Here is a 15,609-nt window from a genome sequence, read left to right as displayed (position 1 = left end):
ATTCCGGACAACGCTTGCCCCCTACGTCTTACCGCGGCTGCTGGCACGTAGTTAGCCGGGGCTTCCTCCAAGGGTACCGTCAATATCGTCCCCTTCGACAGTGGTTTACGACCCGAAGGCCTTCTTCCCACACGCGGCGTCGCTCCGTCAGGGTTTCCCCCATTGCGGAAAATTCCTCACTGCTGCCTCCCGTAGGAGTCTGGACCGTGTCTCAGTTCCAGTGTGGCTGGTCGCTCTCTCAAGCCAGCTACCCATCGGAGTCTTGGTAGGCCATTACCCCACCAACTAACTAATGGGACGCAGTCCCCTCTTTTAGCGAATTGCTTCTTTCATCGTCATGTGATGCCACTCGACGATCGTATGCGGTATTAGCTAACCTTTCGGCTAGTTATCCCCCACTAAAAGGCAGGTTGACTACGTGTTACTCACCCGTCTGCCACTAGGTATTGCTACCTCGTTCGACTTGCATGTGTTAGGCACGCCGCCAGCGTTAGTCCTGAGCCAGGATCAAACTCTCCATAAAAAAGTTTATGGAGCACTTTGAAAAGTGGCTCTCAAATTTCGCATGCTCATTCAAAATCGTTTGCGATACGATTCACTCATCCGTAAACGGTGGAGCCGATTACTTTATAGCGAGCAAAAATGTACGTTCTCGCGACTCAAAGACATTGCCAGTTTTGACGTTGTCTTAGACGTCGGAGACCCACAGACTTATGCGCTGCTGCACTGTTCAGTTTTCAAGGAGCGAACCTAAGCGGCCAGGCCTCCCACGCGAATCCCAAAGGATCGCGTTTTGTGCCCGGCACTCGGGAATCCAGCGGCTTCGCCGCTAGGAGATTTGCCCCTTGTGGACACGGGTCCGGCTTGGGGCACGAAGGCTATCTTATCGCCGCCCTATGAGCGTGTCAAGGAAACATGCAAAGTATTTTCCGCGCTCAGACGAAGGTCGGCAGGCAAGCGGCCCGCAAGGGCGGCCTTACCTGCTGAAACCCAGGCTACCGCCGTTTGGTTGCGACGTTTGCCTACCTTTATAGCGCGCCCAAGAGGGCGGGGAGACCCGAATGCTTCACCACGTCGACGTTCACGTGCGCCGGCTCGAGCCGGTCCGGACTCTCTTCGACGCCTTGGGCGAGACGATCGGCTATCGATGCCGGGTCCGCGATGACGATTTCGTCGGCTACGAGACCTCGAGCGGGGGGCGGCCGCGGATCGGCTTCATCCTCGACGAGCAAGCGGGCGGGACCATGCGGCTGGCCTTCTCGGTTACGAGCCGCGAGCTGGTGGACCAGGCCGGGGAGATCCTGAGATCGAGCGGGGCACTCGGGATCGAAGGTCCCTCGCTCAACCCCGAGTACGGCGACGACTACTACGCCGTCTTCTTCGAGGACCCCGACGGTAACAAATACGAAATCGTCGTCGACCTTGCCGTTCCTGCAGCTCCGCGCATCGCGCGCATCTGGCGCAGCCGGGTGCGGCCGGGAAAGGTCCGCGCCTACCGCCGCTACATCAACACCACGGGCATTACGGACTATCGCAGCACCGACGGCAATCTCGGCGCGTGGATCCTCACCCGCTCGCACGACGATCACGACGACGTGATGACGCTATCGTTCTGGGAATCGCGCGACGCGATCGTGCGGTTTGCCGGCGAACCCGTCGAACGCGCGCAGTACTATCCCGAGGACGAACAGTATCTGCTCGACTTTCCCAAAGAAGTCGAGCACTTCGATATCCACTGATCCGCGTAACCGAAAGCAAGAGAGGTTGTTTAGCGCAACGAATGCACGGCGAATGAAACGAGGTTTACTCCTTGCATTTCTCGCTATTTCGATTTTTAGCGGATGTGCGTGGAACTCGCGGGCGGTGCCGGCGCTCTTTGCGCCCAATAGCATCGTGCCGCACGCAAAAGCTACGCTCTCACCGCTCAAAAAACTTTCGTACGAACCTTCAGCGGTATATATGGCCCGAGATGGATCGATATGGTCTGCGTCGGGGAAGCCGTACCTCGTTCAAATCGGCAAGAACGGCACGCGTTCGTGGCGGCTGCATAGCCCGAGCGGCGCAATCGCTACTGCTATCGACATCACGCAAGACCGCCAAGGAACGATCTGGTTTACTTTTGGCGGGGGGGGCGGCCCTTGCGATAGCGGAGTAGGGTACGTCGTAAACGGCACTATCACGATGCTGCCCGACGTGGTTTGCCAACTCGAGAGTCCGTCAGGAATAGCGGCCGGTAAAGACGAGCGAATTTACGTAGCCGAAGCCAACAGCACCGAAGTCCACGTCTTTACGAAAAAGGGCCGCGTCGCAATCTATAGGGTCCCTCGAAAAGGCGGCTTTTCTAACCTGTCCTACATTACCGCCGGCCCTGACGGCAATCTTTGGATTTCCGACTACCACTACATCGCGCGCATGACGGTCCACGGTAAAACGACGCTGTTTAAACCACCGGGAATCAGCCGTGGCTATATGCCGCGCCAAATCGTCGCGGGGCCCGACGGCAACGTCTGGCTTCTGCAACAGCAGTACGAAAACGCATCCGGATCGTGGATTACGAAGGTGACCCCCGACGGTAAATTCGCGCATTACACCATCGGCGGTTCCCACCATCCAAGCACCCTGTGCTTAGGGCCGAACGGTGAATTCTGGTTCCTCGATCAGGCATCTCCGGCTGCGGTGGGTTCCATTTCGACGTCGGGAGCGACGACCTACTACACGATCCAGAACGCGATGTACGCCGTATTGGATCTCATCACTACCGGCCCGAAGGGTCCCCTCTGGGTGGTGGGACGAGATCCCAATACGGCGCACCCGTATTTCTTAGCTCACATCGGGACGTAAAGGCGCTACACTTTTCTTGAAATCGTCTTTGCCTGCATGAAGAGCAGCAGATAGTCGCGGCCGCCGGCTTTACTGTCGGTGCCCGACATGTTGAAGCCGCCGAACGGGTGCGCGCCGACCATCGCGCCGGTGCTCTTGCGATTGAAGTAGAGGTTGCCCACGAAGAACTCCTCACGCGCGCGCTCGATCTTCTTCTCGTCTTTGCTGTAGAGCGAACCGGTCAGTCCGAACTCCGTGTTGTTCGCGATCTGCATCGCGTCGTCGAAATCTTTGGCTTTGATGATCGCTAAGACCGGACCGAAGATTTCTTCTTGCGCGATCGTGGCGTCGGGTGCGACGTCGGCAATGACGGTCGGCTCGAGGAAGAACCCCGTGCTGCCGACGCGCTTGCCGCCGGAAATGAGCCGGCCTTCCTTGGCGCCCTTCTCGATGTAGGCCGAGATCGACTTGAGCGCGCCTTCGTTGACGACCGGACCCATGTAGTTCTTCGGATCGCTCGGGTCGCCGACGGTGATTTTCGCGACGCGATGTTTGAGCTTCTCGACGAACTCGTCGTAGATCTGCGCGTCGACGATCGCGCGCGAACACGCGGAGCACTTCTGACCTTGGAATCCGAACGCGGAGACGGCCACGCCTTCGACCGCCGCGTCGACATCGGCGTCGGCTGCGACGACGATCGAGTCCTTACCACCCATCTCGGCGACCACGCGCTTGATCCACTTCTGTCCCGGCTGCGGTTTGGCCGCGAGCTCGTTGATGTGCAAGCCGACTTCCTTCGATCCCGTGAACGAGATGAAGCGAATGTGCGGGTGCGAGACGATCAAGTCGCCGATGACGCTGCCCGATCCGGGAACGAAGTTGACGACCCCGTCGGGCACACCGGCCTCTGCCAGCAGATCGACGAACCAGGCCGCAATGATGGCCGAATCGCTCGAAGGCTTCAAAACGACGGTGTTGCCCGTAACGATCGCTGCCGCCGTCATGCCCATCATAATCGCGCCGGCGAAGTTCCACGGCGGAATCACGGCTCCGACGCCGAGCGGAATGTAAATCATCTCGTTGCGCTCGCCGTCGATCGGCACGATCGGATGCGGTTCGCCGTAACGCAGCGCTTCGCGCGCGTAGAACTCGAGAAAATCGATCGCCTCGGCGATGTCGCCGTCGGCTTCGGGCCAGCTCTTGCCGACCTCGAGCGTGAGGAGAGCGTCGTACTTGAAGCGCCGCTCCTTGAGCAGTGCGGCGGCCTTGAAGATATACTCGGCTCGCTGCGCAAGCGTGAGGCGCTTCCACGATTCGAACGCGCGTGCGGCCGCTTCGACCGCGGCGTTGGCCTGCTCTTTGGAAGCCGAGCTCGTTAGTCCGACGACTTGCGATGGATCGGCGGGATTGAGAGACTGGATCTTCTTCTCGGTCTCGATCTTCTTGCCGTCGATCACGAGCGGATAGTGGGTACCGAAGGTCTCGCGGACCTCGGTCAGGGCCGCCTGCATGGCCGCGGCGTCCGCCGGATCCTGGAAGTTCTTTACGATTTCGTTCTTGAAGGGCGCAACGCGCTCGAGGGTGGTCGTCATAGCCTAATCAGTATACGAGGCGGCCGACCTAAGGCCTAGCGGGCCCGTCGCACCGATGGGAGAATCACGCCGTATGACGTACGACATCGCGATCGTCGGCGGCGGAATCGTCGGGCTGGCGACCGGCCGGGAGCTCCTCGCGCGCCATCCCCACCTCAAGCTGGCTATCCTAGAGAAAGACGACACACTGGCCTCGCAGCAGACCGGTCACAATAGCGGCGTCATCCACTCCGGCATCTACTATAAGCCCGGGTCGCTCAAGGCGAAGCTCTGCGTCGAAGGCCGCAAGGCCTTGTGGGAGTACTGCGACGCCAAACGGATTCCGTATAAGAACGTCGGCAAGCTCATCGTCGCGACCGAGGAACGCGAACTTCCGCTCCTCGACGACCTCTACCAGCGCGGTCTAGCCAACGGCATCGACAATCTCGAGCTCATCGACGCGGCCGCAATCCTGGAACGCGAGCCGCATTGCCGCGGCATCAAAGCGATCAACTCGCCGGTCACCGGCATCGTCGATTACGGCGTGGTCGCGCGCAGCTATGCCGACGACGTTCGCGAGGCCGGCGGCACCATCGAGACCGGCCACGAGGTCACCGGAATCGACCGAAAGTCGCCCACATCGGTCGTTCGCAGCGCTAAAGGCGACGTCGAAGCCAAGTATGTCATCACGTGCGGCGGTCTGCATTCCGACCGCTTGGCGAAGATGACCGGTGGGCAAGGCGACCCGAAGATCGTTCCGTTCCGCGGCGACTATTTGATTCTCAAGCCGGAGAAGCGCTATCTCGTCAAGGGTAACATCTACCCCGTGCCCGATCCCAGCTTCCCGTTTCTCGGCGTCCACTTTACGCCGCGCATGAACGGCGACATCTGGCTGGGTCCCAACGCCGTGCTCGCGTTCGCACGCGAAGGCTACAGCTTTACGACGATCGATATGGGCGATCTCTTCGAGACGCTGACGTATTCGGGCTTCATTAAACTCGCCGGCAAGTATCTCTCGACCGGAATGGGCGAGATGTATCGCGACGTCGTGCGCGGCGCCTACGTGCGCGCGCTGCAGCGATACATTCCCGAGCTGACCGTCGCCGACACGCTTGCGGGCCCGTCCGGCGTTCGCGCGCAAGCGATGATGAGCGACGGCTCGCTGGTCGACGACTTCGTCTTCGACGGCGACGAAGGCGTCGTGCACGTGCGCAACGCGCCGTCACCCGCCGCGACGTCGTCGCTTGCGATCGGACGCTTCATCGCCGACGACGCCGACAAGCGCTTCGGACTCGGAACGACCCCCGCAGTTGTCTAAGCTCACGCAAGTCCGCGCAGTCGGCATCGCCGCGTTCTTCCTGGGCGTCGGACTCGCCGGTGAGCCGTTACAAATCGGCCACGTGCTTATCGCCGCGGCCGTTATCGTGCTGCTCACGCTCGCGCTGTCGCGTCCGGGTTCCCCGGTGCAAATTTTTGCGGTCGCGTTCTTCGGCGTGCTGATTGCGACGGCGCTGTCGCACGCATACGTCGGACCGTCGACTCGCCCGGCATCATTTGCCCAACAGCTCTATCTCAACGTCTATCCGGGCAGCGGGGTCGTCGGGATCGGACTGGGGCTATTGGGAGCGGCTTCGCTGGGTCGCAAAGACGCTCCCAAAGTCATCGCAGCGATCGGCGCCGTCGTTGGCGTCGCGCTCTTCTTTCTGCTCTAACGGCGCCGAATCGTCTCGTGGCCGCAGACGCCGCCGCTATTGGTGGTGATCACGTAGTTCTTCGAGGCGACCGTCTTACTGTAGCAGTATCCGCCGCTGTCACCGGCCGAGTACGTTTGCGTGCTCGACCCGTTCGACGGAAAGTCACCGCCGCTCGCCGGGAAGTTCAGCGTGTCCGTGGAGTTCACTTCGTCGTCGAGATACGCGGTTGACGAAGATCCGTTCGCGCGTTCGTGTTTTGCCTGTGACAGCGTCACGAACTGCGTCAAGCTGCCGTCGGCATTGGTAACGAAGTCGTACGTCAGCGCCAGCGGCCAGCTCTTATGCTCGGAAACCCTTTGCCCGAGTCCTCCTCCCGACGTCGTCGTGACGGAGTCGATCGTCGTCCCTTGGTTGATCTTCTGATCGAAGAGGCTCTCGTCGGTGGTCGCCTTGATCACCTGAAGGTTGCTAAACGAAATCTGCTGCTGCACCTTCGTCTCTACGCGGCCGTGCGACGTGTCGACGTAGCCGTCGATCGCGACCGGGTGCGACGACGTGACCGAAACGGTCCCGCTATAGACCCCCTTAGCGTTCGGCGACACGCTCTCGTGCACCGTGGGGGACGGATAGAGCGAGGTCGCATCGCTGACCAGCGCTCCGGTCACCTGGGACGCTCCATGATCGAGATATACCAGCAGCGTTCCGTTGGCCGCGAAGTAGTTTCCGTTGTTGAAGACGTTCACCGTGATCGTGTGCGGATTACCGTCGTCGAGCAGCGCCGCAAACGGCGTGAGGTTCACGCGATACGGTTTGAACTCGAGCGTCTCGACACCCGGAATCGGCCGCCACAGATACGGGTCGATACCGCCGGTGTAGATCCACGGATAGACGGGCACGACGCCGGCCGGGCGCCCGTCGACCGCGACGTCGCCCTCGCGGAAGGCGGTGTTGCCGCAGTTGGGAATCGTCGACGCCAAGTCGTCCGGAAAGCACGTGTACCAGAACTCGTCACCGATTTGCGACTGCAGATACACGTCTAAATACGCCGCCTCGACGTTGCGCGGTAAGGTGAAGGTTCCCGTCAGCGGCTGATTCTGCGACGTGATGTATTGGTTGTCGCCGAGCGGGCCGCCCGAAAGCGGATACACGTCGTCGGCGACGGCCGGTGCCGGATTGCTCGCGCCGGCCGGGTAGAACTGCAGCTTGCCGCTCGCCGTGATCACGCCCGTGTATGTACTGTCGACGATATTGCCGAGCACGACCTCGCCCGTCGACGGCGCCCGCAGCATCGAGCTTAAGTCGGTAACATCGCGCTCGACGTGCCACGACGGACCGCGGTTGGCCGACGGTTCGGCAGTGGTGCCGAAGTAGACGTTGGTTCCGGCGATCCAGATCGAGCCGGTGCGGTCGAACTGCCGTCCGGCGTTAACGCTGAAGTCGCCTTCGAACACCACCTTCGCCCACGGACCCGGACATGCCGACGGCGGCGCGTAGGAAAACGTCGGATACGTGAAGTTCGTGAACTGTAAGTTCGAGAATAGCGTTACCGTGCACGGCGTCTCGTTGGGGCGCGGTACCGGCGCATCGGCAGTCGTCGTATTCGACGGCTGCGTGTAATCGTTGGGGCCCTTGTGCCGGCGCGAGAGCGCACGCAGCTCGTGCGTCTTCGCAAGGCGAGCCATGCCGTTGGTGACGCCGCGCGCGAGAATCTTTTTTCCTGCGGCCGTGACGGCGCTGGCCGATGCCGCTGCGTGCGGCAGGGCGCTCGTACCGGCGCTCGAGCTCGTTCCCGTGCCGGTGCACGCGTTCAACCCGATGGCGGTAAGTGCGAATAGCGCTAACGCGGCGGCCGATCGATGCGTTGCCAAAAAACACCTCCAGTTTCAGTAAGACGGAATGGAGGTGCGTTCGTCCTTCGATGGGACGAACCGTGGCAGCCGCTAGATTGCTACCGCACGGGTGTTGGTGAGGGTGACGGTGCCGAAGCAGCCGCCGCAATCGCGTCGAGAAAATGGGTGACGCGGTAGCGCAGCTCGTCGCGCCCCATGCGGCCGCGTCGCATGCAGTACAGATATCCGTTGGGCGCGATAAAGAACGTGTACGGCAGCGCCCCGCTGACACGTTGATTGCCTTCCTCGAGCGAATGCACGAGGAAGCCGTTGGGATCCATGGCGATCGGAAATGCGATATCGAACTTCTTGCGAAACGCGCGTACCGTGTCGTCGGGCTCCCGGTCGTCGATACCGATCACCTCAAAACCGCGCGCCGCAAAGTCGCTTGCCGCTTCCACGATGTGAGGCATTTCGGCGTTGCACGGTCCGCACCAGGTTGCGAAGACATTGATCATCACGGCCTTGCCGCGATACTTGGTCAGATCGAAGTCCGGACCGTCGAGCACGCGCATCTTGATTCCCAACGGCCGGTCCCACGGTAGCGCACCCGTATCGTCGCACGTGTCCCACGGGTCGGGGCTCGCCGACGGTACCGGCGACGCCGGCGGACTCGCGAGCCCGTTGCTCGTGCCTAACGCGCCGAGCGTCGCGAGACGTAAAAAGTCACCGCGTGGTATCAACGGCAGCTGTCCTTCCTGTAGCCGCCACGAGCGTTCGAGCGAGCGCTGCCACGTCCTCCGCCGCGCTTTGGGCACGCTCCCCCGTCGAAGCGTACGCATCGATAAGGGCGCTTCCTACGATGACGCCGTCGGCGATCGCGGCGATCTCGCGAACCTGATTCGCGGTGCTCACGCCAAAGCCGACCGCCAACGGTTTGCCGGTCAACCGGCGCAGCATTGCGATTTGCTCGCGCACCGGCGCAAAACTGCGTTGCTGATTCGCACCGGTAACGCCAAGCCGCGACACGACGTAAACGAATCCGGTGGAGGCCTCCGCGATGCGGGCCGCGCGTTGAGGTGACGTCGAAGGCGCGACGAGCAAAGGCATCGCGAGCTCGTGCCGCGCGAAAACCGCGCGCAGCTCGCCGGTCTCCTCCAACGCCGCATCGGGAACGATTGCGCCGGCGGCACCGGTGCGCCGCGCGTCGGCGGCAAAGCGCTCGAGGCCGTATTGCAGCACCGGGTTTAGGTATGTGAACAGCACGATCGGCGGCGAGCCGTTGCCTTGCGCCCGCGCGACGAGCTCGAACGCGTCGCCCATCCGCGTTCCGCGCGCGAGCGCCCGCTGACCGGCGGCAGCAATCGTCGGCCCGTCGGCCAGCGGATCGCCGTAAGGAATGCCGAGCTCGATCAGTGCGGCGCCGGCATCGCGCAGCGCGTCGAGTATCAGCGACGTCGTCTCGAGATCGGGATCGCCCGCCATGACGTACGGAATAAACGCGGCCGAGCCGCGCGTAAATACGGCGTCAAACACGGAGCTGAGCGATGTCTTTGTCGCCGCGTCCGCTCAAGCAGACCAGGACGAGATCGTTCGCGTCGCGCTCTGCGGCCAGCTTGCGCGCGAACGCCAACGCGTGCGCGCTTTCCAGCGCCGGGATGATGCCCTCATCGCGCGCAAAGGCGTAGAACGCCTCGAGCGCTTCGGCGTCGGTAACGCTGACGTAAGTCGCGCGTCCGCTTTCCTTGAGATGCGCGTGCTCGGGGCCGACGCCCGGATAGTCGAGTCCCGCGCTGACCGAGTGCGTTTCGCTCACTTGGCCTTCGTCGTTTTGCAGCAGATACGAGCGCGAGCCGTGCAGCACGCCGACACTTCCCGCGCCCAGCGATGCCGCCGTTCGTCCGCTCCCGACGCCGTCGCCCGCCGCTTCGACGCCCCACAAGCGCACGTCGGCATCCTCGACGAACCCGCTGAAGATGCCCATCGCGTTGCTGCCGCCGCCGACGCAAGCGATCACATCGCTCGGTAACCGCCCGTAGCGGTCGAGGCATTGCGCGCGTGCCTCGGTCCCGATCACCTTTTGAAACTCGCGCACCATGTACGGATACGGATGCGCGCCGACGACGCTTCCGATGACGTAAAACGTGTCGTCGACGCGCTCCGCCCAGACGCGAAACGCTTCGTTCGTCGCGTCCTTGAGCGTCTGCGTTCCACCCGTTACCGGATGGACGCGCGCGCCGAGCAGCTGCATGATGAAGACGTTGAGCGCTTGGCGTTCCACGTCGACGGCGCCCATGTACACGTCGACCGGAAGGCCGAACTTCGCACCGACGGTCGCGGTCGCTACACCGTGCTGCCCAGCCCCCGTTTCCGCAATGAGCCGTTTCTTGCCCATGCGCAGCGCCAGGAACGCCTGACCGATCGTGTTGTTGATCTTGTGGGCGCCGGTATGATTGGTATCTTCGCGCTTGAGCAGCAAAGGCACGGCGGAAACACCTGCGGCGTAGCGCTCGGTTCGATAGAGGGGCGACGGACGGCCGACGAAATCGCGCAGCGCCGCGGCGTACTCCTTCCAGAACCCGGCATCGGCAAACGCCGACGCGATCTCACGTTCGAGCTCTTCAAGCGCGCCGATCAAGACCTCGGGAACGAAACGGCCGCCGAACGGCCCGAAGTATCCGCGGGCGTCGGGGGTACTACGAAGCATCGGCCTCCCGGACCGCGCGTACGAACGCCGCCATCTTCTCGGGATCTTTTTGATCGTTGGTTTCGATGCCGGTGCGCACGTCGACGCCGAACGGCCGCAATGCGCGAATGCAATCGCCGACGTTTTCAGGCGTCAATCCGCCGGCAACGACGACCGCGCGTTCGCGCCCGATCGGGGCCACGGTTTCCCACGCAAACGTGCGGCCCGTTCCGCCGACGAGATCGCCGTAACGCGTGTCGAACAGGATCAGCGCTTGCCAGTACAGTCGGCACGCGTCGGCGATATCGCCGGGATCTTGTTTTCCGTTGATGTGAATCGCCTTGATCGCACGCTCGCCGTAGCGATGCACGAACTCGGCGGTCTCGTTGCCCGAGAGCTGAATCGACATGCGCGGGAAGAGCATGCGTGCGGCGTTGATCTCCTCGGCCGACGGATCGACGAACACCCCGACGGGTTCGACGTCGTCGGCAGGCAGCCGCCGCGCGATGTCACGCGCGTCGTCCCAGCCAACGCGGCGCGGCGACGACGCGAAGATCAGGCCGACGGCGTCTGCGCCGGCTTCGATCGCGCTCGAAACGTCCGCCCACGTGCGGCAGCCGCAGAACTTGATCCACGTTCGTCCTTTGGGGACGTCTTCAACGTGCGCTGACTGCATCCGCAACGGCGCCTCGGCGCAGCGATCCGATGAGGGCTGCCGGATCGTCGGCGCGCATGAGCGCCTCACCGACCAGGAAGCCGCGCGCTCCGGCCGCATGCAAACGAGCGATGTCACCCGCGTCGCGCATCCCGCTTTCGCTGATCGCAAAAACGGTATCCGGAACGCTCGGGAGCAGGTGGACGCTGACCGCGAGATCCGTTACGAGCGTGCGCAAGCTCCGGTTGTTAACGCCGACGAGCGTTGCTCCGACCGCCAACGCCAGCTTCAAGTCGTCTTCGTCGTGCACTTCGACGAGCACGTCCAAGTCGTATTGCCGCGCCTCGTCCATACACTCGATCAACGCAGCGCGATCCATGCCGCCGACGATGAGCAGGATGCAGTCGGCGCCGTACGCGGCCGATTGCGCAACTTGGTAACGCGTCCACAAAAAGTCTTTTCGCAGCAGCGGACGCGTCGTGGCCTCGCGGACTTCGTCGAGATAACTCAACTCGCCGAGAAAGTGATCGCGCTCGGTTAACACGCTGATCGCGTCGACGCCGGCCGACTCGTAGACGCGGCCGATCGCCGGCGGATCGAAGTTGCGCGCGATGAGTCCGGCCGACGGTGACGCGCGCTTGATCTCGGCAATGAAGGCGGCGCCGCCCGCGGCGCGCAGCGCTCGAACAAAGTGCCGGCGCTGCGCCTTGCGCGCCAAGGCGCGCTCGCGAACGAACTCGTAAGGCTCGTTCGCTTCCTCTTCGGCCAGCTGTACCGCCTTGGCAGCGTAAATCTTTTGCAGCGTGTCAGCCACGAGATGCCAGCTCCTTTGCACGTTCGAACGTGCGCAATGCGGCGCCGTCGCGCAGAATCGCTTCGGCGCGCTCGAGGGCCTCCTCGAGCTTAGAGTACGTACCTATCGCGTACAGGACCACGGCGGCATTAAGAGCGACGACCTTCGCCGCCGGCGTCCGCTCTCCGCCGAGGACCTCGAAGAATGCCCGGCGGCACTCGTCGAGCGAACTGCCGACGATCTGCTCGAGCGGGACCTTGACGCCAAAAGATCCGGGTTCGAGCACCCACGAATGGTTGCCGCCGCTGCCGAACGAGTAAACGTGCGTCGGCCCATCGCCGCCGACCTCATCCACGCCGTCCGCGCCGTGGACGACGGCGCCGGCGGTTACGCCGAGCGCGTGCAGAACCTGCCCTACGACCTCGAGCAGCGAAGGCCGAGCGACGCCGACCAGCTGATGGGTCGCTCGCGCCGGATTGGTCAGCGGACCCAAGACGTTGAAGATCGTGCGCACGCCGAGTTCGCGGCGAATCGGTCCGACGTTGCGCATCGCCGGGTGGTAGCGCGGTGCGAACATGAACGTGAATCCGGCTTCGCGCAGCATCGCCGCCGCCGTTTCCGGCGCGATGTCGATCGGCAATCCCGCAGCCTCCAGCACGTCGGCGCTTCCGCACGCGCTCGACGCGGCACGATTTCCGTGCTTGGCGACCGGGACGCCCGCAGCCGCGACGACCAGTGCGGCCATCGTTGAGATGTTGACGGTATTGGCACCGTCGCCGCCGGTTCCGACGACGTCGACGACCATCGGCAGTCCGTGCTCTACCTTGACGCTGCGATCGCGCATCGCGCGTGCGGCGCCGGCAATTTCTCCCGACGTCTCGCCTTTAACGGCGAGCGCGACGAGCAATCCGGCGGATTGCGCCGCCGTGTACTCGCCGTCCATGACCGCACCAATAAAAGCGGCGGCCTCATCTGACGAGAGGTCTTCTCCCGCGATGAGCCGCCGCAGTTGACTGGCGTAGTCTTTGTTATTTAACAAGTTCGATGAGCGATAACTCCGCGGCGTCGCCGTGGCGGACGCGCGTTTTCGTGATGCGCGTGAATCCACCGTTGCGCCCTTTGAGCGCCGGAGCGATCTGCTCGACGAGCTTCTTCACGACGGCCGGCTCGGTGATGAACTCCGCCAACTGACGGCGAGCGTTCAAGTCACCCGCCATCGCCGTCGTAATGAGACGTTCGGCGACCTTGCTGATCTCCTTAGCCTTGGTCGAGGTCGTCTCCATTTTTTCGTGCTTGAAGAACGAGGTCGCGAGGTTGCGAAGCAGCGCCCGTCGGTGACCGTCGGTGCGCGACAGACGTTTGTACGCGATCTGATGCGGCATGTGTTTCTCGCGCTACGGTTGACGCAGCGAGAGCCCCCTCTCTGCGAGCACTTGTTTGATTTCGTCCAGCGACTTCTTACCGAAGTTACGCATCTTCATGATCTCGTCTTCGGTGAGATCGAGCAGCTCCGAGACCTTCGAGATGCCGGCACGCTTGAGGCAGTTGAACGAGCGAACCGAAAGGTTGAGCGTCTCTACCGGGATGTCCCACTCGTTGGGCGGAGCTTCCGGCAGCGGCTCGGCGCGGTTCGTGAACGAAACGAAGAGGTCGAGCTGTTCCTGCATGATCGCAGCGGCAGTGGAGAGCGCTTCGTCGGGGGTGATCGATCCATTCGTCTCGATTTCGACCGTGAGGCGATCGAAGTCGACGCTCTGTCCGACGCGCGTGTCGTCGACGGTGAAGTTCACCTTGCGAATCGGCGAGAAGATCGAGTCGAGCGGAATGAGTCCGATCATGTGCTCGACGTTGCGCTGGCGGTCGGCCATCACGTAGCCGCGGCCCTTCTCAACGCCGATCTCCATCGAAAGACGTGCGTCCTTCGCGGAGAGCGTCGCCAACCGGTAGCTCGGGTCGAGAATCTCGACGTCGGCATCCGGCGTGATCTCGGCGGCGGTCACGTCGCGAGCACCCGAAACCGAAAGCGAGAGCACTTTGGGTTCGTCGGTGTTGAGCTTCACCGGCAGACCCTTGAGGTTGAGCATCAGCGCGATCGTGTCTTCGACCATTCCGGGGATCGTCGAGAACTCGTGCAGCACGCCGTCGATCTTCATGTACGTGACGGCCGCACCGGGAATCGAGCTGAGCAGGATGCGGCGCAGCGCGTTGCCGAGCGTGATGCCGAAACCGCGCTCGAGCGGCTCGATCACGAACTTGGCGTAGTTGTCGCGGCGCTCGCGAACTTCAATGGTTGCGCCCGCAGGCGTTTCCAACATGGTCATGGTGTGGTTTCTGGTCCTTTGTTGCCGCTTACGTTATCCGTTCGTCATCCCATGACGAGCGATCGTACGCCTAGCGGCGGTGATGGGTGGAGTTTATCGAGAGTAATACTCGACGATGAGTTGCTCGTCTACCGGGGTATCGATTTGCTCGCGCGACGGCAGCTGTAAAACTTTACCGGTCTTCTCCTGCTCGCTCCAGTCCAGCCACTCGGGCGGCCGGCGTCCGGCGGCCAGCTCGAGATTGCTCCCGAACACGGGCGACTTGAGGCTGCGCTCGCCGATCGAGATGACGTCGCCGGGCTTGACGATGTACGACGGAACGTTGACGATCCGGCCGTTGACGCGGAAGTGGCGGTGCGTGACGAGTTGTCGCGCCTGCGCGCGGCTCATCGACAGGTTCATGCGATAGATGACGTTGTCGAGGCGGCGCTCGAGCAGCGACAAGAACGTGCGGCCGGTCTGACCCGGTACGCGCGCGGCCTCGCGGAAGTAGTTCTCGAACTGCGTTTCGTGCACGCCGTAGTAGCGGCGCATCTTCTGCTTCTCGCGAAGCTGTCGGCCGTACTCCGAAATCTTCGTGCGGGACTTACCGGCGGTCTTCTGACCCGGCGCGGTTCCCCGGCGTTCGACGGCGCACTTTTTCGACAGGCACCGGTCGCCTTTGAGGAAGAGCTTGATCTTTTCGCCCGTTTTGCTGGCTGCCGTTTCACGACGGCAGAGACGGCAGACGGGACCAATGTAACGCGACATCTGCTATGTACTCTCTCTTACTAAACGCGGCGGCGCTTGGGCGGGCGGCAGCCGTTGTGCGGAATCGGGGTGACGTCCTTGATCATCGTGATTTCGAGGCCGGCGGCTTGCAGCGAGCGAATCGCCGCTTCGCGTCCGGCACCGGGACCCTTGACCATTACTTCCGTCGACTTCATGCCGTGCTCCATCGCTTTACGCGCGGCGGCTTCGGCTGCCATCTGCGCGGCAAACGGGGTCGACTTCTTGGAGCCCTTGAAGCCGAGATTACCGGCGGACGCCCACGACACGACGTTGCCGTGCGGATCGCTGATCGTCACGATGGTGTTGTTAAAAGAAGCGTGAACGTGACACACGCCCGATTGGACGTTTTTAACCTCGCGCTTTTTGCGCGATTTGGTTTGCTTCTTAGCAGCCAATGTATCTCCAGTGCCCGCGCTCTCGCGTGGGGGTTTTTCCTGCCCCGTAAAACGACGGGGTGTCGTCGCCTCGA

At 62.5% G+C, this 15,609-nt stretch carries 16 protein-coding genes and 1 rRNA gene; 4 read left to right on the top strand and 13 right to left on the bottom strand.

What is annotated here, in order from left to right; all coding sequences use genetic code 11:
* Nucleotides 1–523, bottom strand: a 16S ribosomal RNA gene (locus VGG89_12040); the annotation flags it as partial.
* A 538-nt stretch (nucleotides 524–1,061) separates the two neighbouring features.
* Between VGG89_12040 and VGG89_12035 the strand changes: the two genes are divergently transcribed.
* Nucleotides 1,062–1,739, top strand: coding sequence for a hypothetical protein (locus tag VGG89_12035; GenBank protein ID HEY1977274.1), 678 nt, complete (start codon nucleotides 1,062–1,064; stop codon nucleotides 1,737–1,739).
* Between the two features lie 52 nt (nucleotides 1,740–1,791).
* Nucleotides 1,792–2,841: a hypothetical protein gene (locus VGG89_12030; protein HEY1977273.1), complete on the top strand. Its 1,050-nt coding sequence runs from the start codon at nucleotides 1,792–1,794 to the stop codon at nucleotides 2,839–2,841.
* A 5-nt stretch (nucleotides 2,842–2,846) separates the two neighbouring features.
* Here VGG89_12030 and pruA read toward each other — a convergent pair whose 3' ends face one another.
* The gene (gene pruA, locus VGG89_12025; protein ID HEY1977272.1) at nucleotides 2,847–4,412 is read right to left on the bottom strand and encodes an L-glutamate gamma-semialdehyde dehydrogenase; all 1,566 of its coding nucleotides are present in this window, start codon (nucleotides 4,410–4,412) and stop codon (nucleotides 2,847–2,849) included.
* Nucleotides 4,413–4,485: 73 nt separating this feature from the next.
* Between pruA and lhgO the strand changes: the two genes are divergently transcribed.
* Both lhgO and VGG89_12015 read left to right on the top strand, forming a co-directional pair.
* Nucleotides 4,486–5,709 (top strand): L-2-hydroxyglutarate oxidase, encoded by a 1,224-nt coding sequence (lhgO, locus tag VGG89_12020; protein HEY1977271.1) that lies wholly within the window; start codon nucleotides 4,486–4,488, stop codon nucleotides 5,707–5,709.
* Nucleotides 5,702–6,103 carry a hypothetical protein gene (locus tag VGG89_12015; protein HEY1977270.1) on the top strand — a complete coding sequence of 134 codons (402 nt, stop codon included), beginning with the start codon at nucleotides 5,702–5,704 and terminating at the stop codon, nucleotides 6,101–6,103. Before lhgO ends, VGG89_12015 begins: the two co-directional genes overlap by 8 nt.
* On the opposite strand, the gene VGG89_12010 is transcribed toward VGG89_12015, so the two are convergent.
* The 11 genes from VGG89_12010 to rpsK form a co-directional block, all read right to left on the bottom strand.
* Entirely contained in the window at nucleotides 6,100–7,953 is a 1,854-nt protein-coding gene (locus tag VGG89_12010) for a peptide-N4-asparagine amidase (protein ID HEY1977269.1), read from the bottom strand. The genes VGG89_12015 and VGG89_12010 overlap by 4 nt on opposite strands.
* An 80-nt stretch (nucleotides 7,954–8,033) precedes the next feature.
* Nucleotides 8,034–8,657, bottom strand: coding sequence for a TlpA disulfide reductase family protein (locus tag VGG89_12005; protein ID HEY1977268.1), 624 nt, complete (start codon nucleotides 8,655–8,657; stop codon nucleotides 8,034–8,036).
* The gene (trpA, locus tag VGG89_12000; protein ID HEY1977267.1) at nucleotides 8,641–9,450 is read right to left on the bottom strand and encodes a tryptophan synthase subunit alpha; all 810 of its coding nucleotides are present in this window, start codon (nucleotides 9,448–9,450) and stop codon (nucleotides 8,641–8,643) included. The genes VGG89_12005 and trpA overlap by 17 nt, the downstream gene beginning before the upstream one ends.
* Complete coding sequence (gene trpB / locus VGG89_11995) at nucleotides 9,443–10,621, bottom strand: tryptophan synthase subunit beta (GenBank protein HEY1977266.1); 1,179 nt, start codon at nucleotides 10,619–10,621, stop codon at nucleotides 9,443–9,445. The genes trpA and trpB overlap by 8 nt, the downstream gene beginning before the upstream one ends.
* The gene (locus VGG89_11990; GenBank protein HEY1977265.1) at nucleotides 10,611–11,276 is read right to left on the bottom strand and encodes a phosphoribosylanthranilate isomerase; all 666 of its coding nucleotides are present in this window, start codon (nucleotides 11,274–11,276) and stop codon (nucleotides 10,611–10,613) included. The genes trpB and VGG89_11990 overlap by 11 nt, the downstream gene beginning before the upstream one ends.
* Nucleotides 11,257–12,069 carry an indole-3-glycerol phosphate synthase TrpC gene (gene trpC, locus VGG89_11985; protein ID HEY1977264.1) on the bottom strand — a complete coding sequence of 271 codons (813 nt, stop codon included), beginning with the start codon at nucleotides 12,067–12,069 and terminating at the stop codon, nucleotides 11,257–11,259. Before trpC ends, VGG89_11990 begins: the two co-directional genes overlap by 20 nt.
* Nucleotides 12,062–13,087 (bottom strand): anthranilate phosphoribosyltransferase, encoded by a 1,026-nt coding sequence (gene trpD / locus VGG89_11980; protein ID HEY1977263.1) that lies wholly within the window; start codon nucleotides 13,085–13,087, stop codon nucleotides 12,062–12,064. The genes trpC and trpD overlap by 8 nt, the downstream gene beginning before the upstream one ends.
* Nucleotides 13,077–13,430 carry a 50S ribosomal protein L17 gene (gene rplQ, locus VGG89_11975; GenBank protein HEY1977262.1) on the bottom strand — a complete coding sequence of 118 codons (354 nt, stop codon included), beginning with the start codon at nucleotides 13,428–13,430 and terminating at the stop codon, nucleotides 13,077–13,079. Before rplQ ends, trpD begins: the two co-directional genes overlap by 11 nt.
* A 12-nt stretch (nucleotides 13,431–13,442) precedes the next feature.
* Nucleotides 13,443–14,369, bottom strand: coding sequence for a DNA-directed RNA polymerase subunit alpha (locus VGG89_11970; protein HEY1977261.1), 927 nt, complete (start codon nucleotides 14,367–14,369; stop codon nucleotides 13,443–13,445).
* 93 nt (nucleotides 14,370–14,462) lie between these two features.
* Nucleotides 14,463–15,119, bottom strand: a complete 657-nt coding sequence (gene rpsD, locus VGG89_11965) for a 30S ribosomal protein S4 (protein HEY1977260.1) — start codon at nucleotides 15,117–15,119, stop codon at nucleotides 14,463–14,465.
* Nucleotides 15,120–15,139: 20 nt separating this feature from the next.
* A complete protein-coding gene (gene rpsK / locus VGG89_11960) occupies nucleotides 15,140–15,535 on the bottom strand; it encodes a 30S ribosomal protein S11 (protein ID HEY1977259.1) in 396 nt (131 codons plus the stop codon).
* Nucleotides 15,536–15,609: the final 74 nt, after the last annotated feature.

Source organism: Candidatus Baltobacteraceae bacterium (genome assembly GCA_036488875.1).
Lineage (GTDB): Bacteria > Vulcanimicrobiota > Vulcanimicrobiia > Vulcanimicrobiales > Vulcanimicrobiaceae > JAFAHZ01.
This window is presented reverse-complemented; position numbering and strand designations above follow the sequence as displayed.

What these genes read in the sequence shown, in the direction of transcription:
- trpB (HEY1977266.1), bottom strand. Translation starts at nt 10,621, where the DNA reads ATGCTTCGTAGTACCCCCGACGCCCGCGGATACTTCGGGCCGTTCGGC.
- rpsD (HEY1977260.1), bottom strand. Translation starts at nt 15,119, where the DNA reads ATGTCGCGTTACATTGGTCCCGTCTGCCGTCTCTGCCGTCGTGAAACG.
- rplQ (HEY1977262.1), bottom strand. Translation starts at nt 13,430, where the DNA reads ATGCCGCATCAGATCGCGTACAAACGTCTGTCGCGCACCGACGGTCAC.
- VGG89_11970 (HEY1977261.1), bottom strand. Translation starts at nt 14,369, where the DNA reads ATGACCATGTTGGAAACGCCTGCGGGCGCAACCATTGAAGTTCGCGAG.
- VGG89_11990 (HEY1977265.1), bottom strand. Translation starts at nt 11,276, where the DNA reads ATGCAGTCAGCGCACGTTGAAGACGTCCCCAAAGGACGAACGTGGATC.
- VGG89_12035 (HEY1977274.1), top strand. Translation starts at nt 1,062, where the DNA reads ATGCTTCACCACGTCGACGTTCACGTGCGCCGGCTCGAGCCGGTCCGG.
- lhgO (HEY1977271.1), top strand. Translation starts at nt 4,486, where the DNA reads ATGACGTACGACATCGCGATCGTCGGCGGCGGAATCGTCGGGCTGGCG.
- pruA (HEY1977272.1), bottom strand. Translation starts at nt 4,412, where the DNA reads ATGACGACCACCCTCGAGCGCGTTGCGCCCTTCAAGAACGAAATCGTA.
- VGG89_12030 (HEY1977273.1), top strand. Translation starts at nt 1,792, where the DNA reads ATGAAACGAGGTTTACTCCTTGCATTTCTCGCTATTTCGATTTTTAGC.